Genomic DNA, 25,157 nt, shown 5'->3' with positions numbered 1-25,157 from the left:
CTCATGGGTCCGCTCTCCGATCCGCCGATATCATAGGGGCCGCACACGACGGCTGTGAGGCATCGACGGGGATGTCATGACGGCACGGCAGGATCGGGACCGGCCCGGCCCTCCGCCCGAAGGAGCATCCCGAACAGGTCGCGGGGATCGTCCGGGTCCGCCAGCAGATCGAGATCCTCGAAGAAGCCGGTGCCCGCCAGCACCGAGCGCAGGTATCGCAGGGCGGAAAAATCCTCCACCGCGAAGCCGACGGAATCGAACAGGGTGATCTGCCTCCCGTCCCGCCGCCCCGGCACCTCGCCGGCGATCACCCGCCAGAGTTCGGTGACGGGGTGATCGGGCGGCAGTTGCTGGATCTCGCCTTCGAGCCGGGTCTGGGGCGCGTATTCGACGACGATCTCCGAACGGCGGAGGATGTCGGGATGGAGCTCCGTCTTGCCGGGACAATCCCCGCCGACGGCGTTGATGTGGATGCCGGGGCCGACGAGGTTGTCGGTGAGGATGGTGGCGCATTGCTTGTCCGCCGTCGCCGTCGTGACGATCTCGGCGCCCTCCATTGCCTCGGCGGTGCCCGAGCAGACCGTGATCCTGAAGCCGAACCCACGGAGATTGCGCTCGCATTTGGCGCTTGCCCCCGGGTCGATGTCGTAGAGCCGCAGGGAATCGACCCCGATCAGCGCCTTGAAGGCCAGGGCCTGGAACTCGGCCTGGGCGCCGTTCCCGATGATCGCCATCGTCCGCGCCCCCTTCGGCGCGAGGTATTTCGCGGCCACCGCCGACATGGCGGCGGTGCGCAGGGCCGTGAGGATCGTCATCTCGGTGAGCAGCATCGGATAGCCGTTGCCCACATCGGCCAGCACGCCGAAAGCCGCCACGGTCTGGCGGCCGCTATGGGCGTTCTTCGGGTGTCCGTTGACGTATTTGAAGCCGTAGGTGGTGCCGTCGCTGGTGGGCATCAGTTCGATCACGCCCTCGGCGCTGTGGGAGGCCAGGCGCGGCTGCTTGTCGAACAGGTGCCAGCGCCGGAAATCCTCCTCGATCGTGGCGGCGAGTTCCCGGAGGAAGCGCTCCACGCCGATGGCGAGGACGAGCCGCATCATGTTGTCGACGCTGACGAAGGGAACGACATTCAGCTTGTCCGCCATGACGCCTCGTCTCCCGGTCCGGTCCCGATGCGATCATAAGCACGATGAATGCCCGCGCGAGGCGGCATGGCGCTTGCTGCCATGGAGGGAGCACCACGATCGGCACCCCTCGTCCCGGTCACTGTGAGCGAGTCACTGTGAGGTCGCGTCGCGATGGGGTCGATGATCGGATCGGACGGAAGGCGCGGCGACTGGCGCCGGGCCGTGCTGCGGCGGAAACCCGTGTCGTCCTCGACAGGGGACGCCGATGCCGGAGCCCGTCCCCTCGAACGCTCCATCGGCCTGTTCCGCCTCGTCATGCTGGGGGTCGGCGCCACGGTGGGCACCGGCATCTTCGTGATCCTCAATGCGGCGGTGCCCGAGGCCGGCCCCGGCATCCTGATCTCGTTCCTGCTGGCCGCCGTCACGGCGGGCCTCACGGCGCTCTGCTACGCGGAACTGGCCTCGGCCCTGCCGCTCTCGGGCTCGTCCTATTCCTATGCCTATGCGACGCTGGGCGAACTCGCGGCTTTCCTCGTCGGGGCCTGCCTCCTCCTCGAATACGCGGTCGCCGCCTCGGCCATCGCCGTCGGATGGGGCCAGTATCTCAACGAGGTCTTCGGCGCGCTCATCGGCTGGACCATGCCGGATTCGATCAGCCAGCCCCCCGGCCGGGGCGGCTACGTGAACCTGCCGGCCGTCATCCTCATCGGCCTGTGCGCGCTGCTGCTCCTGCGGGGTGCCGCCGAATCGACCGCGATCAATGCGGCTCTCGTGGTCCTGAAGCTCGCGGTGCTGGTGTTCTTCGCCGTCATCGCCCTCACGGCGTTCGAACCTGCGAACCTCACGCCCTTCGCACCGCTCGGCTGGGCCGGCATCGGCACCGCCGCCTCGACGATCTTCTTCTCCTATATCGGCCTCGACACGATCTCCACGGCGAGCGAGGAGGTGCGCGACCCGGCCCGGACGCTGCCCCTCGGCATCCTGCTCTCCCTCGTCATCGTCACCGCGATCTACCTCCTCGTCGCCGTCGCGGGGATCGGCGCGCAGCCCTGGACGCTCTTTGCCGGGCAGGATGCCGGGCTGGCGGTGATCCTGCGGACCGTCACCGGAACGGCCTGGCCGGCCCTCGTCCTGTCGCTCGGCGCGGTCGTCTCCATCTTCTCGGTGACCCTGGTGACGATGTACGGCCAGACCCGCATCCTCTTCGCCATGAGCCGGGACGGGCTGGTGCCGGCCCTGTTCCAGCGGGTGGACCGGCGCAGGCGGAGCCCGAATGCCAACACCGTGGTGGTGGCGCTCTTCGTCGCCGCGCTGGCGGCCCTCGTCCCCCTCGACGTCCTCGCCAACCTCACCAGCATGGGCACCCTCGTCGCCTTCACGGCGGTCTCCCTCGGCGTCGTCGTCCTGCGCCGGACCCGGCCCGACCTGCCCCGCGGATTTCGCGTGCCGCTCTACCCCCTCGTTCCCCTCGCGAGCCTCGCCTGCTGCCTCGCGCTCATCGCGGCGCTGCCGCGGGACACCTACCTGCTCTTCGCGATCTGGATCGGCGTCGCCCTGGCGATCTACGCCGCCTATTCCCGGCGTCATTCGCGATTGGCGCGCGCCCGAGGCGGCACGGACGATCGTTTTCCTTTAGGATAGGCCGTCAGGCCTTGCGCCGCCGCGCGGCGGCACGAGGTGATGTCGACTGTTCCTCGAGCGGATCGAATGCGACGATGCCCCGATTCTTCTTCCACACCCATATCGGCCGGGAGGTCATCGCCGATCCCACCGGCACTGAATTGCGGGACGCCGACCATGCCTGGGAGGTCGCCCGCGACACGATCCAGGCGACGATGGCCGAATCGGAGGCCCAGGCGCGCCTGATGGGGGCCATCCTGGTGGTCACCGACGAATCCGGCGAAACCATCCTCGAATTCCCGTTCTCCGAGGTCGTCACCCTCGCGACCGAAGAGCCGGCTCCGACCGTGCATTGAGGCGCGTCCGGAATCACCGGATCTCGGGGACCGCGCTCTCCGCCGCCACGGCCTGCCTGATCGCGGCCAGGAGGGCGCCCTCGAACAGCAGGGCGGAGCCGTAATGGAAGTCGAGGTCGAAGGGGCGCCGGGAATTCATGGAGAGCGAGGCGCTCTGCATCGCCACGAGACGGCCCGACAGGTCGAACAGGCCGGAGCCGGAGCCGCCGAACCCGTCGTTGCAATTGTGCCGGGCCCGGCGGATGTCGTCCTCCGTAGGCGGGTCGATCTGCTGGATCGCGCAGGTCTCGCTGCTGTTCGGCCCGCGATAATTCTCGTGCCCGCCCGGTGAGACCATCACCACGGGGATCTCCGCGATGCCCGTGGCCAGCGTCGGTGCGTCGGGCACCGGCTGCGGCGGGGCGCCGACGACCGCCTCGGCGAGGTCGATCAAGGCCCAGTCGTCGGTGATGTGCAGGGCCTTGGCGTCGGGCGCCGCGCCGAGGCGCAGGCTCGCCGGCACGAAGCCGTAGTTCCGCCCGCCGATCTGGAAGAAGCAATCCTCCACCTCCCGCGTCACCTCCATGCGGCGGTTGCGGAAGTTGTGCGCGTTCAGCACCACGAGGCGCGGCGACCCCACGAGCCAAGCGGCCGCCGCCTTCTGCGGGATGCCGTCCGGCCGGCGGTGGCAGAACAGGACGCCCGCGCCGGGATAGCGGGTGATGTCGGCCCCCGTCAGGTCGTGGCGCCCGTCATGCGGATACAGGGCGGCCATGCGCCGTTCGTCCGCCGATGCGGCGCCCGCCGCCATCCCCGACACCAGGGCGCCAAGCCCCGCCAGCGCCAGTCCGAGCATCGGGCGGGCCGAGGCGCGGGGCCTCCGGCGGATCGGGCGGTCGGCTGCGACAGGTGTCATCTGTGATGTGAACCGATGCTGATGCTGCGCCATCGCCGCTCGATCCGGGGGAGGAGGGCGGTTCGGAACGTGCCGGCCTCGCCCGTCGGGCAGGGCCACCTGTGAGAGCCGCCTAGTCCGGCGGGTCCTTCTTCACGGACACGCACATCTTCACCGCCGATTCGAGCTTGATCTCGCCCGGATTGCCGATGTTCGCGGTCTCCTCCAGGCAGCGGATGAAGTAGTTCTTGTCGAGTTCCGCATTCAGGCTGGAGAACGCCTTACCCATGCGGGTGGCGAAATCGATCTTCTCGTCCGTCGAGGCGCGGGGCCAGCGCGACACCTTGTCATCCATGGTCAGCCGTGCCGCATCGGCAATCGATGGCAGGACAATCAGGCAAATCGCGAGCGCAGTTCTTCGTCTGATCATCGGCATGTCTCGTTTTTGTTTCCTACCCGCCGACAGTTTAGCGCCGGTCCACACTGAGTAAAGCACAGGCTCGGCGGCACAGGACGCTTTTCCTGATGCGGCATCGTGCCGAACGCCTGCGCCCCGCGACCCTGCGCCCTCCGCGCCCGACGCTCCTCCGCCGCCGGGCGCGGGATCGCCCCATCGCGGCGGCGACCGCTGTTCAGCCGGCGAAGTGCTTCATCGCAAAGGGAAAGACCGGCCCTTCGCCGATGTCCCGTTCCGGCACGTCCCGCGCGGTTCGACCCAAAACACCTGCAAAAATGCATGGATCAAGTTGCCAGATCGTCCTGTAAAAAAAGGTTGAAGTGGCTAAAGACATCAGGCAAAGCAAATGATTATATAGCTAGCCGATGGATCAGTAATAAGTCTTTTATAAGAGCCGCCAGCGTCAGGCTATTCTTATAAATACGCTCATAATACCGATCGACTGACTGCTTGCTGAACCGGCGAAAGCAATGGCCGCGGCCGATCCTCACGGGTCGAGCACGTGGCAGAAGGGCAGGAGACGCAGAATGAACAGGTTACTGAATTCAGTCTCGGTGCTGGCCGTTTTGGCCCTGGCACCGATCGGACTGTCAGGGATCGCCTCAGCCAACGACAAGCTCATCGATCTGTCGAACAGCGATGAAAACTGGGTGATGCCGGGCAAGAATTACGACTCGGACAATTACAGCAAGCTCAAGCAGATCAACACGACGAACGTGAAGGACCTCAAGGTCTCGTGGACGTTCTCGACCGGCCTGCTCAACGGCCACGAGGGCGCGCCCGTCGTCGTCGACAACAAGATGTACATCCACACCTCCTTCCCGAACAACACCTTCGCCCTCGGCCTCGACGATCCGGGCAAGATCCTGTGGCAGGACAAGCCGAAGCAGAACCCGGCCGCCCGCGCCGTCGCCTGCTGCGATCTCGTCAACCGCGGTCTGGCCTACTGGCCCGGCGACGGAAAGACCCCGGCTCTGATCCTCAAGACGCTGCTGGACGGCAACGTCATGGCGCTCAACGCCGAGACCGGCGAGACGGTGTGGAAGGTCGAGAATTCCGACATCAAGGTCGGCTCCACCCTGACGATCGCCCCCTACGTGGTGAAGGACAAGGTCATCATCGGCTCCTCGGGTGCCGAGCTCGGCGTGCGCGGCTACCTCACCGCCTACGACGTGAAGACCGGCTCCCAGGTCTGGCGCGCCTACGCGACCGGTCCCGACAAGGACCTGCTGCTGGCCTCCGACTTCAATATCAAGAATCCCCATTACGGCCAGAAGGGCCTCGGCACGGCCACCTGGGAGGGCGATGCCTGGAAGATCGGCGGCGGCACCAACTGGGGCTGGTACGCCTACGATCCCGGCACCAACCTGATCTACTTCGGCACCGGCAACCCGGCGCCGTGGAACGAGACCATGCGTCCCGGCGACAACAAGTGGACGATGACCATCTTCGGCCGCGACGCCGATACGGGTGAAGCCAAGTTCGGCTACCAGAAGACCCCGCACGACGAGTGGGATTACGCCGGCGTCAACGTGATGATGCTGTCGAACCAGAAGGACAAGGACGGCAAGGACCGCAAGCTCCTGACCCATCCGGACCGGAACGGCATCGTCTATACCCTCGACCGGACGGACGGCTCCCTCGTCTCGGCCAACAAGATCGACGACACGGTCAACGTGTTCAAGTCGGTGGACCTGAAGACCGGCCAGCCGGTGCGCGATCCCGAATACGGCACCCGCATGGACCACCTCGCCAAGGACGTCTGTCCATCGGCGATGGGCTACCACAACCAGGGCCACGATTCCTACGATCCGGAGCGCAAGCTCTTCTTCATGGGCATCAACCACATCTGCATGGATTGGGAGCCCTTCATGCTTCCCTACCGTGCCGGTCAGTTCTTCGTCGGCGCCACTCTGAACATGTATCCCGGCCCGAAGGGCGATCGCCAGAACTACGAAGGTCTGGGCCAGATCAAGGGCTACAACGCCATCACCGGCGAGTTCAAATGGGAGAAGATGGAGCGCTTCGCCGTGTGGGGCGGAACGACGGCGACCGCCGGCGGTCTCGTGTTCTACGGAACGCTGGACGGCTACATCAAGGCGCGCAATTCGGACAACGGAGACCTTCTCTGGAAGTTCAAGATGCCGTCCGGCGCCATCGGCTACCCGATCACCTACACCCACAAGGGTGACCAGTACGTCGCCATCTACTACGGCGTCGGCGGCTGGCCGGGTGTCGGCCTCGTGTTCGACCTTCAGGATCCGACGGCCGGCCTCGGCGCGGTCGGCGCCTTCAAGAAGCTCGCCAACTACACCCAGATGGGTGGCGGCGTGATGGTGTTCTCGCTCAACGGCAAGGGTCCCTACGACGACCCGAGCGTCGGCGAGTACCAGACGGCCGCCAAGTAACCCCCGACACGGTCAAGTAATCACCGACACGGTCGAGACGATCCCCGCCGGTCTTCGGGCCGGCGGGGTCACCGCGAAGCACACCTCGCGCCGGGGATACGCCATGTCCCCGGCGCCGGGATCGAGGTCACGACCGGACAGGATGGATCGGAGCGACGCCTCGATCGCCGGCCTGACCCTTCGAACGCCAGAAGCCCGCACAAGAATTCATCTCAAGAATTCGATGCCCCACTCCAGGAAACGGAAACGCTCCATGTCGTTCCTCACCGGACGCCGCACGCCGGCGCTCTCCGCAGCGGCCCTTTCCGCGGCGGCCCTCCTGGCCCTCGGCGGCGTATCCGTCGCCCAGACCGGCACTCCCGCCGCGACCGCCCAGGCATCGGACGACAGCGTCCTGCGGGTCTGCGCCGCCAACCAGCCGCCGCTCTCGCTGAAGGACGGGTCCGGCCTCGAGAACCGCATCGTCTCCGCCGTGGCCGAGGCCATGGGACGCAAGGCGCAGTTCGTCTGGTCCGACAAGGCGGCGATCTATCTCGTACGCGACAGCCTCGACAAGAAGCTCTGCGACGTGGTGGTCGGCCTCGACAGCGACGACCAGCGCGTCCTCGCCACGAAGCCCTATTACCGCAGCGGCTACGTCTTCGTCACCCGCGCCGACCGGGATCTCGACATCAAGTCCTGGTCCGATCCGCGCCTGAAGACCATCGACCACATGGTCGTCGGTTTCGGCACGCCGGGCGAGGCGATGCTGAAGGATATCGGCCGCTACGAGGAGGACATGGCCTACCTCTACTCGCTGGTGAACTTCCGCGCGGCCCGCAACACCTACACGCAGATCGATCCGGCCCGGATGGTCAGCGAAGTCGTCGCCAACAAGGCCGACGTGGCGGTGGCCTTCGCGCCGGACGTCGCCCGCTACGTCAAGGATTCGAGCCAGCCTCTGCGCATGACGCCGGTGCCCGACGATACCGTGCGCAGCGACGGCCAGAAGATGCCGCAGAGCTTCGACCAGTCCATGGGCGTCCGCCGTGACGACCAGGCCCTGAAGACCGCGCTCGATGCCGCGATCACCAAGGCTCGCCCGCAGATCGAGGCGATCCTGCGCCAGGACGGCGTGCCCGTCACCCCCGTCTCCAACTGATCCTTCCACCCTGTCCCGCGTCGCCGGTGCGCCGAGCACCGGTACGCCCACCTCGGCCGCAAGTCCGGGGATAAACAGAGCAAATTGATGCGTCATACGAACCGTGCCGTCGCCGCCGTCCTCGCCCTGGGGATCACCTCCATCGGCGTCGCGGCCCTGGCCCAGCCGAGTGCGGGCCCCGCGACGGGGATCACCTTCCGCAACACCGTGACCGGCGAACAGCTGAACGTATCGGAAGGCAAGGAGGGCGGGCGCGACACTCCGGCCGTCAAGGAGTTCTTCCAGACCGGCAAGAACCTCTACATCGACGACAAGTCCTGCCTGCGCAACGGCGAGTCGCTGTTCGCCACCTCGTGCTCAGGCTGTCACGGGCACCTCGCCGAAGGCAAGCTCGGCCCCGGCCTCAACGACAATTACTGGACCTATCCGTCCAACACCGAGGATACGGGCCTGTTCGCCACCATCTTCGGCGGCGCCAACGGCATGATGGGTCCTCACAACGAGAACCTGACCCCGGACGAGATGCTCCAGACGATCGCCTGGATCCGGCATCTCTATACCGGTCCGGTCAAGGACGCGATCTGGCTCAACGCCGAGCAGAAGAAGAACTACACGCCCTACAAGCAGGGCGAGACCTTCCCCACGGACGTGAAGGGCCAGTGCAAGCCGCTGGAATGAGCGTTCGAGGAAGTCACCTCGCGCGAGGGGACATCGCGCGGTGAGCGAGAAGCGGCGAACGCCGTAACAATCAGAACCAGAGGAAACGACCATGCGGACACTCATCACGGCCCTGGCAATCGGTGCGGGCGCGCTCCTCGCCGTTCCCGCCCTCGCTTACGACGGCACCAAGTGCAAGGCCGCCGGCAATTGCTGGGAGCCGAAGCCCGGCTTCCCCGAGAAGATCGCCGGCTCGAAATACGACCCCAAGCACGACCCGAAGGAACTCTCGAAGCAGGCCGACTCCATCAAGCAGATGGAAGAGCGCAATGCCAAGCGCATCGAGGCCGCCAAGAAGACCGGCAAGTTCGAATACGACGTCACCAAGTTGTCCGCCAACTGACGTCGTCGGCCGCCCCTCGTCCGGGCGGCCCTCACGGTGACCGCGATCCCCATGGCGCCTGGACCGCTCCGTCCGGGATCGCGGCCGCTGTCCTCAAAGGCAAACCCCATGAACGACATCCGCTCCGGCGACGCGATGCTCACCGATTGGCGCGAGGCGGCCGGCCGTTTCGAACGCGCGGTCCGCGGCGCCGTGGTGGGCCAGGACCGTGCCATCCGGCTTCTCACCATCGCCCTCTTCGCCCGGGGCCATGTGCTTCTGGAAGGCGATGTCGGCGTCGGCAAGACCACCCTGCTGCGCGCCGTGGCGCGGGCGCTCGGCGGCGCCTACGAGCGCATCGAGGGCACGGTGGACATGATGCCGTCCGACCTCATCTACCACACCTACCTCGCCGATGACGGCCGCCCCCGCGTGGAGCCCGGCCCGGTGCTGCGGCAATCCGAAGACCTGTCGATCTTCTTCTTCAACGAGATCAACCGCGCGCGGCCGCAGGTCCATTCGCTGCTGCTGCGCCTGATGGCCGAGCGCAGCCTGACCGCCTTCAACCGCGAATACCGTTTCCCCAATCTCCAGGTCTTCGCCGACCGCAACCGCGTCGAGCGCGAGGAGACCTTCGAACTCCCGGCCGCCGCCCGCGACCGCTTCCTGATGGAGATCGGCCTCGAAGCGCCGCGTGACGCCGAGGCGCGCCGCGCCCTCGTCTTCGATCCGCGCTTCCACGACACCGACGCCCTCATCGCCGGCATCGAAGGCGGCGTCCTCGATCACGCCGCCATGGCCGGGATCGGGGCGGCGATCCAGCACGGCATCCAGGCGAGCCCGGCCATCGAGGCCTACGTCGTCGCCTTGTGGGAGGCCCTGGTCCGCCCGGACGAAGCCGGCATCCGCCTGTCCGGCATCGACATGTCGGCGCTGATCCAGGGCGGGGCGTCGCCGCGCGGCGTCGCCTTCCTCGTGCGGGCCGCCCGCGTCCGCGCCTGGCTCGAGGGCCGCGACTGGCTCGTCCCCGAGGACATCCGCGCGATCTTCCCCGAGGTGATGGCCCACCGCGTCTTCCTCGAGCCGATCTACGAGATGCGCCGCAGCACCATCGTGCCGGAGCTCTGCCGCGCCGTGTTCGACACCGTGCCCGCCCCGTGACGGTGCCCGAGACGACGCCCCAGGAGCCGACGCCGGACATCGTCTACCGCCCGCGCGGCCGCGTGCCCGGCACGGTGGCGGGCGCCCATCGCGGTCGCGACGCCGGCGGTCTCGGCACGTTCCGCGACCAGGTGCCGTTCCTGCGCATGCCGGATGCCCGCCGCATCGACGTCCGCGCGACCCTGCGCGATCCGTTCGAGGGCACCTATGTCCGCCGCTTCGAGAGCCGCACGGCCCTCGAAGTCTGGGCGCTGGTCGATCTCTCCGCCTCCATGCGTTTTTCCGGCGAGGCGGACCGGATGGCACTGGTCTCCGCCTTCTGCGGCTGCCTCGCCGCCTCGGCCACACGCATCGGCGACGCCTTCGGCCTGATCGGCTGCGACGCCGCCGTGCGCGAGGACGTCTTTCTGCCCGCGAGCCGGCGCCGCAGCATCGCCGGCGAGGTGGTCTCCCGGCTGGCGGACGCCGCCTGCACCGGGGACCGCGCGGACGGGATGGGGCAAGCGGCCCGCCGCCTCGTCGGCCGTCCCAAGATCGTCTTCCTGGTCTCCGACTTCCGCTGGCCGGAGGCGTTCCTCGCCCGGACCTTCGCGAGCCTGTCGCGCCACGACCTCGTGCCGGTGGTGCTGGCCGATTCCGCCGAGGAGGACGGCCTGCCGGACTGGGGCCTGATGGAGCTCGACGATCTCGAAGGCGCCGGCCGCCGCGTGGTCTTCATGCGCCCGAGCCTGCGCCGTCGCTGGATCGCGCGCGAGGCGGAACGGGCCGAGACCCTGCGCCGGATCGCCTCCACCTACGGTCGTCCGCCGTTCCGCCTCGCGGGCCGCTTCGACCCGGACGCGATCAGCCGCCACCTCCTGGCGCAGTGAGGCATCCCATGCGCCGCCTCGTCCCGCTCCTGTTCCTGCTCTGCTCGTCCCTCTCCGCCGAGGCGCAGGTGCGCTCCGTCGAGGTGCGCACGCCGCGCCCCTTCGGCTATTTCCTCGGCGACCTCGTCCGCGCCCAGGTGGACATCGTCGTCGAGCCGGGCTTCGCCCTCCAGGCCGCGTCGCTGCCCCAGCCCGGCGCGATCACCTACTGGCTCGACCTTCGCACCGTCGCGGTCACTCAGGCCTCCGTGGGCGGCGGCAGCCGGGTGCGCCTCGACCTCACCTACCAGAACTTCTACGCCGCCCTCGATGCCCGCGCCCTGGAGATCCCCGGCTTCGTCGTCACCTTCGTGAGCGATACGGACAAGGGCGCGACCACGGCCAAGGCCCAGATCCCGCCCTGGTCGTTCAACATCTCGCCCCTGCGCGAGGTCCAGCCGCCGGCCCGCGACGACCCGAAGACCTACCTGCGTCCGGACGGGCGGGTCGCGTCCCTCGACACGCAACCCCTCGTCCTCGGGGGCGCCGGATTCACGGCCATGGCCCTGCTCGCCTTCGCCGGTCTGGCCTGGGACCGGACCTGGTGGCCCTTCGCCGGACGCGGAGGAAGGGCCTTCGCCGGCTGCCTGCGGCGCCTGCGCTCCCTCGCCGGGCGGGGGGAGGACGAGGCGGCCTACGAGGACGCCCTTCTCGCCCTCCACCGGGCGCTGGACGAAACCGACGGGCGCCGGGTGCTGGCCGACGACCTGCCCGCCTTCCTCGCCCGCCACCCGGCCTATGCGCGGGAACGGGCCGGCCTCGCCGCGTTCCTCGACGCGTCGCGTCTCAGCTTCTTCGGCCCCGGTCCGGCGGCCGCCATGGGGCGGTTCCCCTTCGGCCACATCGTCGCCCTGACCCGAACCCTCACCGCCATCGAGCGGGCATCATGAACGGGCCGAAAACACGCCGGATGGCGGTCGAAGCCGGGGTCCGATGGCGGTCGGATCAGGGGTGTGATGGCGGTCGAATCTTGGGTCCGATGGCGGTGGTGTCATGCGCCTGATGGCGGATTTTCCCTGGGTTCTGTGGCTGCTGCCGCTGGCGCTGCTGCCGCTCGCCGCGTCGAGCCAGCGGGTGACCCCGCTCTCCAGCATCGCGGCGAGCCCCGTCGACGGCCTGTCGCGCCTCATCGGCTGGGGCCTGCGCCTTGCCGGCATCCTCGCCATCGGCGGCCTCGTCGTGGCCCTGTCCGGCCCCTATCGCCAGGGCGAGACCATCACCCGCACGGGCATCGGCGCCCAGGTCTCGATCCTCGTCGACCGCTCGGGCAGCATGAACGAGACCTTCGCGGGGCGGCAGCCCTCGGGCGCCGAGGAATCGAAGGCCGCGGCCTCGCGCCGGCTCCTCGGCGAGTTCGTCGGCAGCCGCGCCCACGACCAGTTCGCCGTCTCGGCCTTCTCCACGGCCCCCATGCTGGTGGTGCCCATGACCGACCGGCACGAAGCGGTCCGCGCGGCTATCGCCGCCATCGACCGGCCGGGCCTCGACTACACCAACGTGGCGCGCGGCCTCGGCATGGCGCTCTCGCAGTTCGGCACCGGAGCCGCCAATGTCTCGCGCGCCCTGCTCATCGTCTCGGACGGCGCGGCGGTGATCGATCCCCGCGTCCAGGGCACCCTTCGGGCGGAATTCGCCCGCATCCGGCCGAACCTGTACTGGCTGTTCCTGCGCACCAAGGGCTCGCCCTCCATCTCCGACAAGCCGTCGGGCGAGGACACCCCCCAGGCCGCGCCCGAGCGCCATCTCGACCTGTTCTTCAAGAGCCTCGGCACGCCCTACCGCGCCTTCGAGGCCGAGGGCGCCGAGGCGGTGGCCGACGCCATCGGCCAGATCGAGCGCCTGGAGCGCGACCCGATCCCCTATATCGAGCAGCGCCCGCGCCGCGACCTCGCCGGATGGGCCTATGGACTCAGCCTGTTGGGCCTGATCCTGCTCGTCGCGGGCAAGCTCGCCGAGGCGGATCTGGGGCGGAACAGGGGGAGGTCGCAGACCTCGCGAACAGGCGTGCCGACCACTCCGCAACGGAGGCTCGCCGCATGACGACCGTGCCGAAACGTGCGCCTCTGCGCGCCACCCCTCCCCCCCCTGCGGGGGAGGGTGGTCGCGGAGCGGCAGGGAGAGGCGGCGACCTCTCCGGACAGCGCGCTTCCCTCTCCCGACCCTCGCCGACGCGAGGGTCGCCCTCTTCCGCAGAGGGGAGAGGAAAGGTCCGGACCGGACTGGGCGATGCCCTGCGCCGCGCCCGCCCGCACCTCCTCCTCGCCCTGCCGATCCTCCTGCTCCTCGTGGCCCTCGGCTTCGGCGCGGCGGCCTGGCAGGCAGAGCGCGACAACGCCGCGATCGCGGCTCTGGCGGCCGGCAAGGACAGTCCGGTCTCCCTGAGCGCCCGAGCTCCGCTCCTGCTGGCGCGGGTGCAGCATCTGGCCCGCCGGGGCGTGACCGAGGAGATCGAGCCGCTGATCGAGGCCCTCGACCGGCGGGGCGAGACCGACCTCGGCGCGCGTGCCCGGTATGCCCTCGGCAATGCCCGCCTGCGCCAGGCCTTCGACCATCTGGAACGGAGCAACCTCGATCCGGCCGGACCGCTCATCACCTTGGCCCGTCAGGATTATCGGCGCGCGCTCCAGGGCCGGCCCGACCTGTGGGACGCGAAGTTCAACCTCGACGTCGCCTCGCGCCTGCTCCGCGACTTCCCGGAATTCGACCGCAAGACCGGCGACGAGCTGAAGGCCGAACCGAAGAAGATCTGGACCGAGATCCCCGGCCAGCCCCGGGGCGAGCCGTGAGAGCGCCCGGCCTCGTCCGGCGAAACCTGCGCGACCGGCGGTTCCAGCTCCTGGCCGGCGCACTGGCTCTCGTGGCGCTCACCTTCGTCGCTCGCCCCCTGCCGCTGACCCGCAACGGCGTCGAGATCCTCGCGGTCCTCGACATCACCGGCAGCATGAACGTCCGCGATTACGTCGGGGCGGACGGCAAGCCGGAAAGCCGCCTCGAGACGGCGAAGGCGGCCCTGCGCAACCTCGTCACCTCGCTGCCCTGCGGGTCGCGGGTGGCCTTGGGCCTGTTCACGGAGCGCCGGCCGTTCCTCCTGTTCGCGCCCATCGAGGTCTGCGCCGATTTCGCCCCCCTCGACGGCGCCATCGCGGCCGTCGACTGGCGCGTGGCCTGGGAGGGCGACAGCCGCATCTCGGCCGGCCTGTTTCGCTCCGTGGAGATGGCGGCCGATCTCGGCACCGACCTCGTCTTCATCACCGATGGCCAGGAAGCGCCGCCCCTGCCCAGCACCGGCGGCCCCGCCTTCGACGGCAAGCCGGGTGCCGTGCGCGGCCTCATCGTCGGAGCAGGGGCCTACGCCCTGTCCCCGATCCCGCGCTACAACGATCGCGGCCGCGAGACCGGTTTCTATGGCTCGGGCGACGTCCAGCAGGAGAACCGGTTCGGCCCGCCCCCGGCCGATGCGGAGAGCCGCGAGGGCTACAACCCGCGCAACGCCCCCTTCGGCGCAGCGGCGGCCTCCGGCACCGAGCACCTCTCCTCCGTGCGCGAGCCCTACCTCAAGACCCTCGCTCAGGCGACGGGCCTGACCTACGCCCATCTCGACGGCCCCACGGGTCTCGGCCCCGCGCTGGTCCGCGCGGCGACCCCGCGCCCGCTTCCCGGCAGCCTCGACCTGCGCCCCGTCTTCGGCGGGATCGCCCTCGCGCTGATCCTCGCCGTCTTCGCCACCCCTCTGTTCGGGGCCGGCCGTTTTGTCCTGCTGAAAAAGGTCTGATCGATGCGTTTTGCCCTGCCGTCTGCGTTCCTCGCTCCCCTGGCAGCCACCGCCTTCCTCGCGACCACGGCCCTCGCGCACGGCCCGACGCCGCAGAAGGTGGATCAGTCCATCACCGTCGCGGCGAAGCCCGATGCCGTCTGGGCCGTGGTCGGCGACTTCGCCGGCATCTCGAACTGGCATCCGGACGTGGCCAAGAGCGTCGGCACCGGCGGCAACGCCTCGGGCGGTCGTCGCACGCTGACCCTGAAGAACGGCGGCACCCTCGACGAAGGACTCGACGAGTGGGATGCAGCCAAGCGCAGCTATTCCTACCGTCTCGGCGATGCCGACCTGAAGGCGCTGCCGGTCTCGTCCTACTCTGCGACGCTCACCGTCACGCCGGAGGGCGAGGGCTCGAAGGTCGAGTGGCTCGGCCGCTTCTACCGCGGCGATACCGGCAACGAGCCGCCGGACGAGCTCAGCGACGCCGCCGGCAAGGATGCGATGAACCTCTATTTCAGCAACGGGCTCAAGGGTCTGAAGGCACGCCTGGAGGGCAAGGGGGCGCGATGAATCCTTTGCGCCCGATGCTCCTTGCCGGTCTCGTCCTGACGCTCTTCCTCCCTCGGGTGGAGGCCGGGCCCGTCTATGTGGCGAGCCAGGGAGCCGGGACGCTGAGCCGCATCGAAGCCGGGGCGACCACGGTCTCGGCCACCATCGCGGTGGGGCAGGGGATCGCGCAAGTGGCGGCCGGGACGAACGGCCGCCTCTACCTGAGCCAGCCCGACCATGCGGGAATCGACGTGGTCGACGGGCGAACCCGTGTGGTCCTGCGGCGCCTGCCGTTTCCCGGCCAGGCTTTCGGCATCGCCGCCTCGGCGGACGGGACGAGCCTCTTCGTCGGGGATTGGGCCGGGGGACGGGTGATCCGCCTCTCCGCATCGACGGGCGCAGTCGAAGGCGACTGCCCCGTGGGGAAGGACCCGGCCGGCCTCGTCCTCGATCGCAAGGGACGGCTCTACGTGGCCGACCGCGAGAGCCGCCAGGTGAGCGTCATCGACACCGCGCGCATGGAGCGGGTGGCCACGGTGCCGGTGGGAGAGGGCCCGTTCGCCCTCGGCTTGAGCCCGGGCGAAGACAGGCTCTACGTGGCCAATGTCCGCAGCGGCGACCTCAGCGTCGTCGACACGGGCGGCTTGACGGTGACGTCCACGGTGAAGATCGGCGGGATGCCCTACGGCGTCGCGACCAGCGAAGATGGCAGCCTCGTTCTCGTGACCAACCAGCAGGCCGGCACGGTGGCGGTGCTCGACTCCGGCAGCCTCGACCTCAAGGCGACGATCCCGGTCGGGCGCTACCCGGAAGGAATCGCGGTCGATGGGAGCTTCGCCTACGTGGCGAACTGGTTCTCGGATTCGGTCTCGGTCATCGACCTGAAGTCGCTGACGGAAACCGCCCGCATCCCCGTGGCGGAGGGGCCGCGCAGCCTCGCCGTCGGCTCGAACCCGGAGGCGGTGCGATGAAACGGATCACGGGCGCGATCCTGGCCCTGCCCCTCGCCCTGGCGGCCTGCGACAAGGGCGACGACGCCGGAAGCGAGGCCGCGAGCAACGAAGATCAGGCCCTCGTCGCCACGAAATCCGATGCCGACGTTCCGACCTGGCTCTCGCATACGGACCCGACGGAGCCGGCCCGCTGGCTCGCCAGCCGCGAGATCGGCAAGCCCGCCCCGGAGGTGGGCTCGCAGACCGAGCATCTCCGCCACAGCCTCGCCCGCGCCAAGGAGGTCTTCATCGAAGATCCGCGCATGATGGCCAACCGCATCGTCCAGCTCGGGGAAATGCTGGCCGAGGCGGGAAAGCCCGAACCCTATGCCGACCTTCTCGACGGGTTGGAGGAGGTCGCCGCCGCGACCCATCGCAAGCAGCTCTTCGGCGAGATGTGCCAGCACTATTACAACACCCGCCAGCAGGGAGCCGACCGGGCGACCGCCCTCGCGAAGCTGAAGGAGCGCTACTCGCTCCAGGGCGAGGGACGCGTGTCGCCGTGACCGCCGTCCTCGTGGTGGACGATCATCCCGTGGTCCTGCGCGGCTTCCGCCGCCTCATGGAGGATGCCGGGGTCGAGACCATCCTTGAAGCCACCGACATCATGTCCGCCTATCGGATCTTCCACCGCCTGCGCCCGCCGATGGTGGTCGCCGACCTCAGCCTGCAGGGGGAGGGGCTGTCCGGCCTGTCGCTGATCCGGCGGATCCACACCCTCGCGCGGGAGACGCGCATCCTCGCCTTCAGCATGCACAACGACCCGGTGATCGTGTCCCGCGCCCTCGAAAGCGGCGCCATCGGCTACGTCTTCAAGGATGTTCGGACAGCGGAATTCCTCAAGGCGTTCGAAGCGGTACGCGCCGGGCGAAGCTACCTCGATCACGACCTCGCGGTAGAGATCGCCGTACTCCAGGCCGGCGCCCGGCGCTCGCCCCTGGCGGATCTGAGCAACCGGGAGCGTGAGATCCTCTCGCTTCTGAGCCGCGGCACTTCCTATCAGGGTATCGCCGACAGCCTGTCGATCAAGTACCGCACGGTGTTGAACACCTGCTCCGCCATGCGCCAGAAACTCGGCGTGCGGACGCTGGCCGACCTCATCCGCGTCGCCGTGGACCAGGAGAAACGGGTGCGCTGAACGAAGTGCTCTACGCGTTCCGCACGAGTTCCGCGCTTAAGATCCTTCGCCATTCGCGAAGGATCGGTCGGCGACATCCGAATTGCGAACCACTCCAATTCGAGTTCAACGTCTGCGCGACGGTAAACGGGCACGAATTTCTGCCCGGATCGAGCGGAGCGTTTCCCCCGGATGCAGGCGGCTTCCATCCTCGCTGGCGAAGGGACGGTCCTCGTGACCGCCATGCTGCTCGTCGTCTGTATGGGTCTGTGGGCGAGCGGCATCGTGGCCGAGGTCGTCACGGCGATGCTGTTCTTCGCCGCGGCGATGCTTTTGAAGCTCGCGCCCGCATCAACGGTGTTCTCCGGCTTTTCGTCGTCAGCCTTCTGGCTCGTCCTGAGCGGAATGGTGGTCGGTCTCGCAATCACCCGGACCGGACTGGGCACCCGCCTCGCACGCAGCCTCGCCGGCCCGCTGTCAGGCTCCTATGTCGGCTTCATCGCCGCCATCGTCACGCTGTCCTTCCTCCTTGCCTTCGTCATGCCGTCGAATCTCGGGCGCATCGCCCTGCTGATCCCGGTGGTCCTGGCCCTGTGCGACACGTTCGGCCTCGAATCGGGCCGGCCCGGCCGGTACGGAGCCGTCCTCGCGGTGGGCCTCGCGACGCCGCTCCTCTCGGCGGCGATCCTACCGGCCAACGTGCCCAACCTCGTCATGGCCGGCACCGCCGAGACGCAGTACGGATTGCATCTCGCCTACCTGCCTTATCTCCTGCTTCACGCCCCGGTCCTGGCCGGCGTGAAAGGCCTCGCACTGGTCGCAGCCATCGTGCGCCTGTTCCCCGACCAACTGAGTCCGGCCGCGACGGATGCGAGTGAGGCGATGCCGCCCTTCTCGCCGGAGGAGAAGCGGCTCGCGGTCGTCCTCGCTCTCACGCTGGCTTTCTGGGTGACGGACAGCCTGCATCACATCGCGCCGGCCTGGGTTGGACTGACGGCGGCGGTGATCTGTCTCCTGCCGCGTATCGGCGTGCTGCCGGCGGAGGCCTTCGGTGCGGTGAACCTGCGGACCTGCTTCTATGTCGCCGCGCTTCTCGGCCTGGTGGCCGTCGTCAATGAGACGGGACTCGGCGCCCGGCTCGGCCATGTCCTGCTTGCCGTGGCACCGCTGGAGCCGAACGCCTCGGCGCAGAATTTCGGCGTTCTCACGACGATCGCGTCGATCTTCGCCCTCGTCGTCACCGCCAACGGCGCCCCCGCTCTGTACACGGCTCTGGCCGGCGAGATGTCGCGCGCGAGCGGTCTGGACCTTGCGAGCGTGGTGATGATCCAGGTGGTGGGATACTCGACCCTGTTCCTGCCGTATCAGGCGCCCCCCATCGTCATGGCGATGGATCTGGGGCGGGTTCCGCTCCGGTCGGCCACCAAGCTCACCATCGTGATGGGGCTTGCCTCGCTCTTCGTGGTTGCCCCGCTGGATTATCTCTGGTGGCAAGCGCTGGGCCACGTCCCGTGAGCGACCACGCAATGACGATCGGGCGGGTGTGTCACACCGCAATGCACATCAACACGGGTTGTGCATTGGCGCATAGGCCGTACCCCTTTAGAGACGGTCCAATCTAAGCAGCATGGCTGCTGGCATTGGCACCACAACGCCGAGGACTTTCGCAGAATGGCACCTACCGTTCGACCCACGGTCGCCCCGCCGCTCTCGCCCCACCTCCAGATCTACCGCTGGACCTGGACCATGGCGATGTCGGTGTTCCACCGCGTCACCGGCACCGCTCTGTATGGCGGCACCGCCCTGGTAGCGATCTGGCTCGTGGCGCTCGCCTCCGGACCGGCGGCCTATGGCTGGGTGACGTGGTTCTTCGGCTCGATCGTCGGGAGGCTGGTCCTGTTCGTCTACACCTGGATTCTGATGCACCACATGCTGGGTGGCCTGCGCCATTTTATCTGGGATTTCGGCTACGGCTTCGACCGAGAGCAGCGGATGGGCCTGGCCCGTGCCACCCTGATTGGTTCCGTGATCCTGACCGTCCTGATCTGGGCGCTCGCCCTCGTCCTGCGCTGAGGAGCGATCGCAATGGCAGACAACCGTCAGACCACGAACGTGACCATGCGGACTCCCCGCGCCCGGGTGAAGGGCCTCGGCGCCTCCGGCCACGGGGCCGGACATTTCTGGCAGCAGCGTCTCACCGCTGCCGCCAATGCCCCGCTGATGCTCGGCTTTATCGTCATCGTCGCCATGATGGCCAACCGGCCCTACCCGGAGGCGGTCGCGCTGATGTCGCACCCGCTCGTTGCACTCGTCCTGATCCTCGCCATGATCTCGGTCACGCTCCACATGAGGATCGGCATGCAGGTGATCATCGAGGATTACGTCCATGCCAAAGGGCTGAAACTCGCCAGCCTGTTCGCGAACAACGCCTATGCGGTCGCCGTCGCCGTTGCTTGCCTCTACGCGATCCTGCGCGTGAGCCTCGGCAAGCTCGTCTGACCCGCCCCCGAACCCGAAGGATCTGCCCATGGCCACCAACGGAACCAACGGCAACGGCGCGCCCGCCTATTCTATCATCGACCACACCTTCGATGTGGTGATTGTCGGCGCCGGCGGCGCGGGACTGCGCGCCACCGTGGGCTGCTCCCAGGCCGGCCTGCGCACCGCCTGCATCTCCAAGGTGTTTCCCACCCGCTCGCACACCGTGGCGGCCCAGGGCGGCATCTCGGCCTCGCTCGGCAACATGGGCCCGGACGACTGGCGCTGGCACATGTACGACACCGTCAAGGGCTCGGACTGGCTCGGCGACCAGGACGCCATCGAATACCTCGTCCGCAACGCACCGGCCGCAGTCTACGAGCTGGAGCATTGGGGCGTGCCGTTCTCGCGCACCGAGGAGGGCAAGATCTACCAGCGCCCCTTCGGCGGCATGACCACCGATTACGGCAAGGGCACTGCCCAGCGTACCTGCGCCGCGGCCGACCGTACCGGCCACGCCATGCTGCATACGCTCTATGGGCAGGCGGTGAAGAACCACACCAACTTCTTCATCGAGTACTTCGCCCTCGACCTGATCATGGACGAGGACGGTCGCTGTCTCGGCGTCATCGCCATCGACCAGGCCTCCGGTGAGATCCACCGCTTCCGCGCCCAGATGACGATTCTGGCCACCGGCGGCTATGGCCGCTCGTACTTCTCGGCCACCTCGGCCCATACCTGCACCGGCGACGGCAACGCCATGGTGCTGCGCGCCGGCCTGCCGCTGCAGGATATGGAATTCGTGCAATTCCACCCGACCGGCATCTACGGCGCCGGCTGCCTCATCACCGAGGGGGCCCGCGGCGAGGGCGGCTACCTGACGAATTCCGAGGGCGAGCGCTTCATGGAGCGCTACGCCCCCTCCGCGAAGGATTTGGCCTCCCGCGACGTGGTCTCGCGCTCCATGACCATGGAGATCCGGGCCGGTCGCGGTGTCGGCAAGACCAGCGACCACATCTACTTGCACCTCGACCACCTCGATCCGGCGATCCTGCACCAGCGCCTGCCGGGAATCTCGGAATCGGCCAAGATCTTCGCGGGTGTCGACGTCACCAAGGAGCCGATCCCGGTCCTGCCGACGGTGCATTACAACATGGGCGGCATCCCCACGAACTATCACGGCGAGGTGCTGACCCTTAGGAACGGCAATCCCGACACGGTGGTGCCCGGCCTGATGGCTCTGGGCGAAGCGGCCTGCGTTTCCGTGCACGGAGCCAACCGCCTCGGCTCGAACTCGCTGATCGATCTCGTGGTGTTCGGCCGCGCGGCGGGCCTGCGCTGCGCCGAGATCGTCGAGCCCGGCGCCCGCCAGATGGACCTGCCGAAGGATTCCGCCGACAAGGCGCTCGGCCGCCTAGACCGCTTCCGCTTCGCCGACGGCGGCACGCCCACCGCGGAACTGCGCGCCGAGATGCAGAAGACCATGCAGAACAACTGCGCCGTCTTCCGCACCGGCGAGGTGCTGGAAGAAGGCAAAACCCTGATCCACAAGGTCTGGCAGGGCGAGGCCGACATCAAGATCACCGACCGCTCGCTGATCTGGAACACCGACCTGCTCGAGACTCTGGAATTCGACAACCTGATCGGTCAGGCGGTCGTCACCATGGAATCCGCTGCCAACCGCAAGGAAAGCCGCGGCGCGCATGCCCGCGAGGATTTCCCCGACCGTGACGACAAGGAGTGGATGAAGCACACCCTGTCTTGGCTCGACGATACCTCGCAGCAGGTGAACATCGATTACCGTCCGGTCCATACCTACACGATGTCGAACGAGATTCAGTACATTGAGCCGAAGGCGCGCGTTTACTAGGAAAACGACTGCAACCGCTTTCGACTATGGTACTCAAGAGACGAATTTAGGCACGCCGAATCATGGCCCAATTCAACCTCCCCAAGAACTCTCAGATTACCGAGGGTAAGACTTGGCCTCGTCCCACTGGGGGCAACAACCTTCAGGAGTTCCGCATCTATCGTTGGAACCCGGATGACGGCGCCAATCCGCGTGTTGACGTCTATCAGGTGGATCGCGACGATTGCGGGCCGATGGTCCTCGACGCGCTGCTCTGGATCAAGGCGAAGGTCGATTCGACCCTGGTGTTCCGCCGTTCCTGCCGCGAGGGCATCTGCGGCTCCTGCGCCATGAATATCGAAGGCCAGAACGCGCTCGCTTGCACCATGGGCATCGACGAGTGCCAAGAGCATGCGAAGGGCAAGAAGACCGGCGCTGTACGGATCTACCCGCTGCCCCACATGCCGGTTCTGAAGGATTTGGTCCCCGACCTTACCAACTTCTTCGCCCAGCACGCCTCGGTCGAGCCCTGGCTCCAGACCGAAACCCCTGCGCCGGAAGGGGAGTGGAAGCAGACTCCTGAGGACCGCGCTCAGCTCGACGGCCTCTATGAGTGCATCCTGTGCGCCTGCTGCACGACGTCCTGTCCGAGCTACTGGTGGAACGGCGACCGCTTCCTCGGCCCGGCGGCCCTATTGCAGGCCTATCGCTGGCTCATCGACAGCCGCGACGAGAATACGGGCGAACGCCTCGACGCCCTTCACGACCCGTTCCGGCTCTATCGTTGCCACACAATCATGAACTGCGCCAATGCCTGCCCGAAAAGCCTGAACCCGGCAAAAGCGATCGCCGAGATCAAGAAAATGATGGTGTCGCGCGAGGTCTGACACGCGGCCACCCGGCAGCTGATCGATACCAAAGCCGAGCGACTTCGCATCTCGGCTTTGGCGATATTCGTCCTTAGGGCCGATTACTTCGTGATCTTGACCGAGACCGGGTCGCTGGACGGGAACGTCTCTTCCAGCGCCTCGTCCAGTCGCTCGCTCATTTCGTCCTGATGATTTTCAGGATTCGTCTTGTCGTTGCTGGGCGCCGGGTTCACGCGACGTTTCTCGTCGGTGTCTGACGTGGATGTTGGCTTCGGGTCCGACATGTGTGCCTCCTATGGCTCGCCTAGCCGCCGCCAGGGGCGGCGGATTCACCGTGATCAACGCGAGGAGACGATGCCCGATCCCTATCGCCGCCGCCGGCATACCGCTCAGCAGGTGGCGTTTACCGGACGTGAGGCGATAGCCCTTTAGCGTGACTGTCGCGGCATTGGCATGACGAGCCAGAAGGCCGGCCGAGGTTCCGGGCAGACCATGCATATCGTGATCCTCGCAGAGTTCGCCGTGGCGAGCGGCGGCGCCGAGAAGGTCGCGGTGGAATCGGCGCACGGCCTTGCCCGAGCAGGGATCGACGTCACCTTCATCCACGCCATCGAGGGACCGGCGGATCCGCTCCTTGATCATCCCAACATCCGGCGAGTCTGTCTCGGCAACACCGACATCTGGAACCGGCCGACCTTGGAGGCGGCATGGTCCGGCGTCTGGAGCCGGGAATCCGCCGCCCGTCTGCGGACCGTGCTCGGCACTCTCGCGCAGCCAGCGGATATCGTCCATCTGCATCAATGGACCCGTAGCTTATCGCCGAGCGTGTTCCCGGTCCTGCTCGACAGCGGCATCCCGCTGGTAGTGACCCTGCACGATTACTTCCTGGCCTGCCCCAACGGCGTCTATTACCGGTTCGACCAGGATCGCTCGTGCGGACTAACGCCGCTCTCCGCCTCCTGCGTCGTGGCGCCCTGCGACCCGAAAAGCCGCCTCCACAAGGTGATCCGGGTCGGGCGGAGCATCGCCCAGAACCGCGCTTTGCGTGGCCGCCATCTCAATGTGGTCCATGTCTGCGATTCCAGCATCTTCCGCATGGGCGATCTCCTCGGCTCCCTGTCCGTTACCCATCACCGCATCGACAATCCCGTGCGCGTGGAGAAGGGGCCGCGGGCCGATCCAGCGACAGGGAAAGCCATCGCCTATGTGGGTCGCTTGACCCGCGAGAAAGGCGCGGATCTCGTCGCCGAGGCGGCACGGGATGCCGGCATGCCGGCGCTTTTCATCGGCACCGGACCACTGGATGCGGAGCTGCGGGCGCAGCCACATGTGGACATGCTCGGATGGCGATCGCCGGGCGAGGTGTCCGCCATCCTCGTCCAACGGGCGAGGGCGCTGGCCGCGCCCTCGCGGTGGTTCGAGACCGGCCCTCTGACCGTCTACGAGGCCCTGGCTGTCGGACTACCGGTGGTCGCGTCGGACCGGTCGGGAGCCGCGGAGAAAGTGATCGACGGCGTCACCGGCTATGTGGTCCCACCCGACCGGGCAGCACTCGCGACCGCGTTCCGGAGTCTGGACGCGATTAAAGCGGAAACACTCGGGCGGGCCGCTCACACGCGTTATTGGGAGGCGCCCATGTCCATCGATGCCCATGCCGATGCTCTCGTCCGCCTCTATTTACAGATAGCGTAAAACGTATTCCCACGCTGTCCGATCTCCTCGAAAAAGACGGATAGCGCTCACCGCCCAAACCTCGCGTGAGCGCGCCGTCCCAACAGCCTCCGTATCGCGGAATGATCCCGCCTCCCCGCATACATAATTCTGATGCCAACGGGTCACTACTGCGCGCCTTGCGTTTGACGGCCTTCGATGTGCTTGCTTAGACCGCGTCCGCAAGTCCCTTCGAACGCGGGTGTATTGTGTCGGTCAGGCTGAGTTGCATCGCTACTGTCGGGCATTCGCTCAACCCCGTACCTTGACTTTCATATTGCACTGCAACATATAAATAATGCGGCGCGCCGTTCCGCGTCGCTCCCGATGATTTCAGTGAGGACCGACATGAACGCGCCGACCTATGAGATCCCCGCCGAGTTCCGCGACTTGGCGGAAAAGAGCGTCGATCAGGCTCGCACCGCCGTGACCAAGCTGCTTGGCACGGTGGTGAAATCCGCTGAACACCTTCACACCTCCTCAACGACGGTGCAGGAGACGATCCAATCCGTGATCGCCAAGGGCCTCGACCAAGTTCAGACCAATGCGAGCACGACCTTCGATTTCGCCCAGAAGCTGGTGCGCACCCGCGACCTGAAAGAGGCGTTCGAGCTTCAGAGCGAGTTCCTGCGCAGCCAGATTTCGACGCTCCAGGCCCAGGCCAAGGATCTCGGTGCCGTGGCTCAGTCCGCCGCCAAGGGCGCCTGATCCCGGCTCCTTCGCGCGGACCAACCTGGTTCGCGTG

At 67.5% G+C, this 25,157-nt stretch carries 27 protein-coding genes; 23 read left to right on the top strand and 4 right to left on the bottom strand.

The features are described 5' to 3' along the window. Positions 1-74: 74 nt before the first annotated feature. Positions 75-1,145: an ornithine cyclodeaminase gene (locus MKK51_RS23985; RefSeq protein ID WP_243981711.1), complete on the bottom strand. Its 1,071-nt coding sequence runs from the start codon at positions 1,143-1,145 to the stop codon at positions 75-77. A 162-nt stretch (positions 1,146-1,307) separates the two neighbouring features. Here MKK51_RS23985 and MKK51_RS23980 point away from each other — a divergent pair, with 162 nt between their 5' ends. Beyond that, a complete protein-coding gene (locus MKK51_RS23980) occupies positions 1,308-2,768 on the top strand; it encodes an amino acid permease (protein ID WP_243981709.1) in 1,461 nt (486 codons plus the stop codon). Positions 2,769-2,842: 74 nt separating this feature from the next. Next, complete coding sequence (locus MKK51_RS23975; protein WP_243981707.1) at positions 2,843-3,103, top strand: DUF6894 family protein; 261 nt, start codon at positions 2,843-2,845, stop codon at positions 3,101-3,103. A gap of 13 nt (positions 3,104-3,116) precedes the next feature. Here the strand turns inward: MKK51_RS23975 and MKK51_RS23970 are convergent, their stop codons facing one another. Both MKK51_RS23970 and MKK51_RS23965 read right to left on the bottom strand, forming a co-directional pair. After that, positions 3,117-3,893: a serine protease gene (locus MKK51_RS23970; protein WP_243982260.1), complete on the bottom strand. Its 777-nt coding sequence runs from the start codon at positions 3,891-3,893 to the stop codon at positions 3,117-3,119. Positions 3,894-4,110: 217 nt separating this feature from the next. Then, entirely contained in the window at positions 4,111-4,332 is a 222-nt protein-coding gene (locus MKK51_RS23965) for a hypothetical protein (protein ID WP_027172770.1), read from the bottom strand. A gap of 629 nt (positions 4,333-4,961) precedes the next feature. Here MKK51_RS23965 and MKK51_RS23960 point away from each other — a divergent pair. From MKK51_RS23960 to MKK51_RS23870, 19 genes are all read left to right on the top strand, one after another. Beyond that, positions 4,962-6,842, top strand: a complete 1,881-nt coding sequence (locus tag MKK51_RS23960; protein WP_243981706.1) for a methanol/ethanol family PQQ-dependent dehydrogenase — start codon at positions 4,962-4,964, stop codon at positions 6,840-6,842. Between the two features lie 253 nt (positions 6,843-7,095). Further along, positions 7,096-7,983 (top strand): methanol oxidation system protein MoxJ, encoded by an 888-nt coding sequence (gene moxJ, locus MKK51_RS23955; RefSeq protein ID WP_243981704.1) that lies wholly within the window; start codon positions 7,096-7,098, stop codon positions 7,981-7,983. A gap of 87 nt (positions 7,984-8,070) precedes the next feature. Then, entirely contained in the window at positions 8,071-8,661 is a 591-nt protein-coding gene (moxG, locus tag MKK51_RS23950) for a cytochrome c(L), periplasmic (protein WP_243981702.1), read from the top strand. Positions 8,662-8,752: 91 nt separating this feature from the next. Further along, positions 8,753-9,043, top strand: coding sequence for a methanol dehydrogenase [cytochrome c] subunit (locus MKK51_RS23945; protein WP_027172774.1), 291 nt, complete (start codon positions 8,753-8,755; stop codon positions 9,041-9,043). A 108-nt stretch (positions 9,044-9,151) separates the two neighbouring features. After that, positions 9,152-10,183, top strand: a complete 1,032-nt coding sequence (locus tag MKK51_RS23940; protein WP_243981700.1) for an AAA family ATPase — start codon at positions 9,152-9,154, stop codon at positions 10,181-10,183. Continuing rightward, positions 10,180-11,052, top strand: a complete 873-nt coding sequence (locus MKK51_RS23935; RefSeq protein WP_409565757.1) for a DUF58 domain-containing protein — start codon at positions 10,180-10,182, stop codon at positions 11,050-11,052. Before MKK51_RS23940 ends, MKK51_RS23935 begins: the two co-directional genes overlap by 4 nt. Before the next feature lie 8 nt (positions 11,053-11,060). Then, positions 11,061-11,981, top strand: a complete 921-nt coding sequence (locus MKK51_RS23930) for a nonribosomal peptide synthetase MxaA (RefSeq protein WP_243981698.1) — start codon at positions 11,061-11,063, stop codon at positions 11,979-11,981. Positions 11,982-12,084: 103 nt separating this feature from the next. Continuing rightward, on the top strand, positions 12,085-13,131 hold the full coding sequence (locus MKK51_RS23925; RefSeq protein ID WP_243981694.1) for a vWA domain-containing protein: 1,047 nt from the start codon (positions 12,085-12,087) through the stop codon (positions 13,129-13,131). A 191-nt stretch (positions 13,132-13,322) separates the two neighbouring features. Next, the gene (locus MKK51_RS23920) at positions 13,323-13,877 is read left to right on the top strand and encodes an MxaK protein (protein ID WP_409565769.1); all 555 of its coding nucleotides are present in this window, start codon (positions 13,323-13,325) and stop codon (positions 13,875-13,877) included. Continuing rightward, on the top strand, positions 13,874-14,863 hold the full coding sequence (locus tag MKK51_RS23915; RefSeq protein WP_243981692.1) for a vWA domain-containing protein: 990 nt from the start codon (positions 13,874-13,876) through the stop codon (positions 14,861-14,863). The genes MKK51_RS23920 and MKK51_RS23915 overlap by 4 nt, the downstream gene beginning before the upstream one ends. Positions 14,864-14,866: 3 nt before the next feature. After that, on the top strand, positions 14,867-15,418 hold the full coding sequence (locus MKK51_RS23910) for an SRPBCC family protein (protein WP_243981691.1): 552 nt from the start codon (positions 14,867-14,869) through the stop codon (positions 15,416-15,418). Next, positions 15,415-16,368, top strand: a complete 954-nt coding sequence (locus MKK51_RS23905; RefSeq protein WP_409565756.1) for a YncE family protein — start codon at positions 15,415-15,417, stop codon at positions 16,366-16,368. Before MKK51_RS23910 ends, MKK51_RS23905 begins: the two co-directional genes overlap by 4 nt. Beyond that, positions 16,365-16,895 (top strand): hypothetical protein, encoded by a 531-nt coding sequence (locus tag MKK51_RS23900; RefSeq protein ID WP_243981689.1) that lies wholly within the window; start codon positions 16,365-16,367, stop codon positions 16,893-16,895. The genes MKK51_RS23905 and MKK51_RS23900 overlap by 4 nt, the downstream gene beginning before the upstream one ends. Beyond that, on the top strand, positions 16,892-17,527 hold the full coding sequence (locus tag MKK51_RS23895) for a response regulator transcription factor (RefSeq protein ID WP_243981688.1): 636 nt from the start codon (positions 16,892-16,894) through the stop codon (positions 17,525-17,527). The genes MKK51_RS23900 and MKK51_RS23895 overlap by 4 nt, the downstream gene beginning before the upstream one ends. Positions 17,528-17,698: 171 nt before the next feature. Further along, complete coding sequence (locus tag MKK51_RS23890) at positions 17,699-19,021, top strand: SLC13 family permease (protein ID WP_243981687.1); 1,323 nt, start codon at positions 17,699-17,701, stop codon at positions 19,019-19,021. A 156-nt stretch (positions 19,022-19,177) separates the two neighbouring features. After that, complete coding sequence (gene sdhC / locus MKK51_RS23885) at positions 19,178-19,579, top strand: succinate dehydrogenase, cytochrome b556 subunit (protein ID WP_243981685.1); 402 nt, start codon at positions 19,178-19,180, stop codon at positions 19,577-19,579. Positions 19,580-19,591: 12 nt separating this feature from the next. After that, positions 19,592-20,005, top strand: coding sequence for a succinate dehydrogenase, hydrophobic membrane anchor protein (sdhD, locus tag MKK51_RS23880; protein WP_243981683.1), 414 nt, complete (start codon positions 19,592-19,594; stop codon positions 20,003-20,005). A 28-nt stretch (positions 20,006-20,033) separates the two neighbouring features. After that, entirely contained in the window at positions 20,034-21,854 is a 1,821-nt protein-coding gene (gene sdhA / locus MKK51_RS23875) for a succinate dehydrogenase flavoprotein subunit (RefSeq protein ID WP_243981682.1), read from the top strand. 62 nt (positions 21,855-21,916) lie between these two features. Continuing rightward, complete coding sequence (locus MKK51_RS23870; protein ID WP_018044517.1) at positions 21,917-22,720, top strand: succinate dehydrogenase iron-sulfur subunit; 804 nt, start codon at positions 21,917-21,919, stop codon at positions 22,718-22,720. 83 nt (positions 22,721-22,803) lie between these two features. Here MKK51_RS23870 and MKK51_RS23865 read toward each other — a convergent pair whose 3' ends face one another. Continuing rightward, entirely contained in the window at positions 22,804-22,986 is a 183-nt protein-coding gene (locus MKK51_RS23865) for a hypothetical protein (RefSeq protein ID WP_243981680.1), read from the bottom strand. A gap of 208 nt (positions 22,987-23,194) precedes the next feature. On the opposite strand from MKK51_RS23865, the gene MKK51_RS23860 reads away from it, so the two are divergent. After that, a complete protein-coding gene (locus tag MKK51_RS23860; protein WP_243981678.1) occupies positions 23,195-24,394 on the top strand; it encodes a glycosyltransferase in 1,200 nt (399 codons plus the stop codon). Positions 24,395-24,760: 366 nt separating this feature from the next. Further along, positions 24,761-25,120, top strand: coding sequence for a phasin (locus MKK51_RS23855; protein ID WP_243981676.1), 360 nt, complete (start codon positions 24,761-24,763; stop codon positions 25,118-25,120). Positions 25,121-25,157 lie beyond the last annotated feature (37 nt).

This window comes from Methylobacterium sp. E-045 (assembly GCF_022829685.1).
GTDB lineage: Bacteria > Pseudomonadota > Alphaproteobacteria > Rhizobiales > Beijerinckiaceae > Methylobacterium.
Note: the sequence above shows the minus strand (reverse complement) of the source record. Positions and strands in the feature narration are given on the sequence as shown.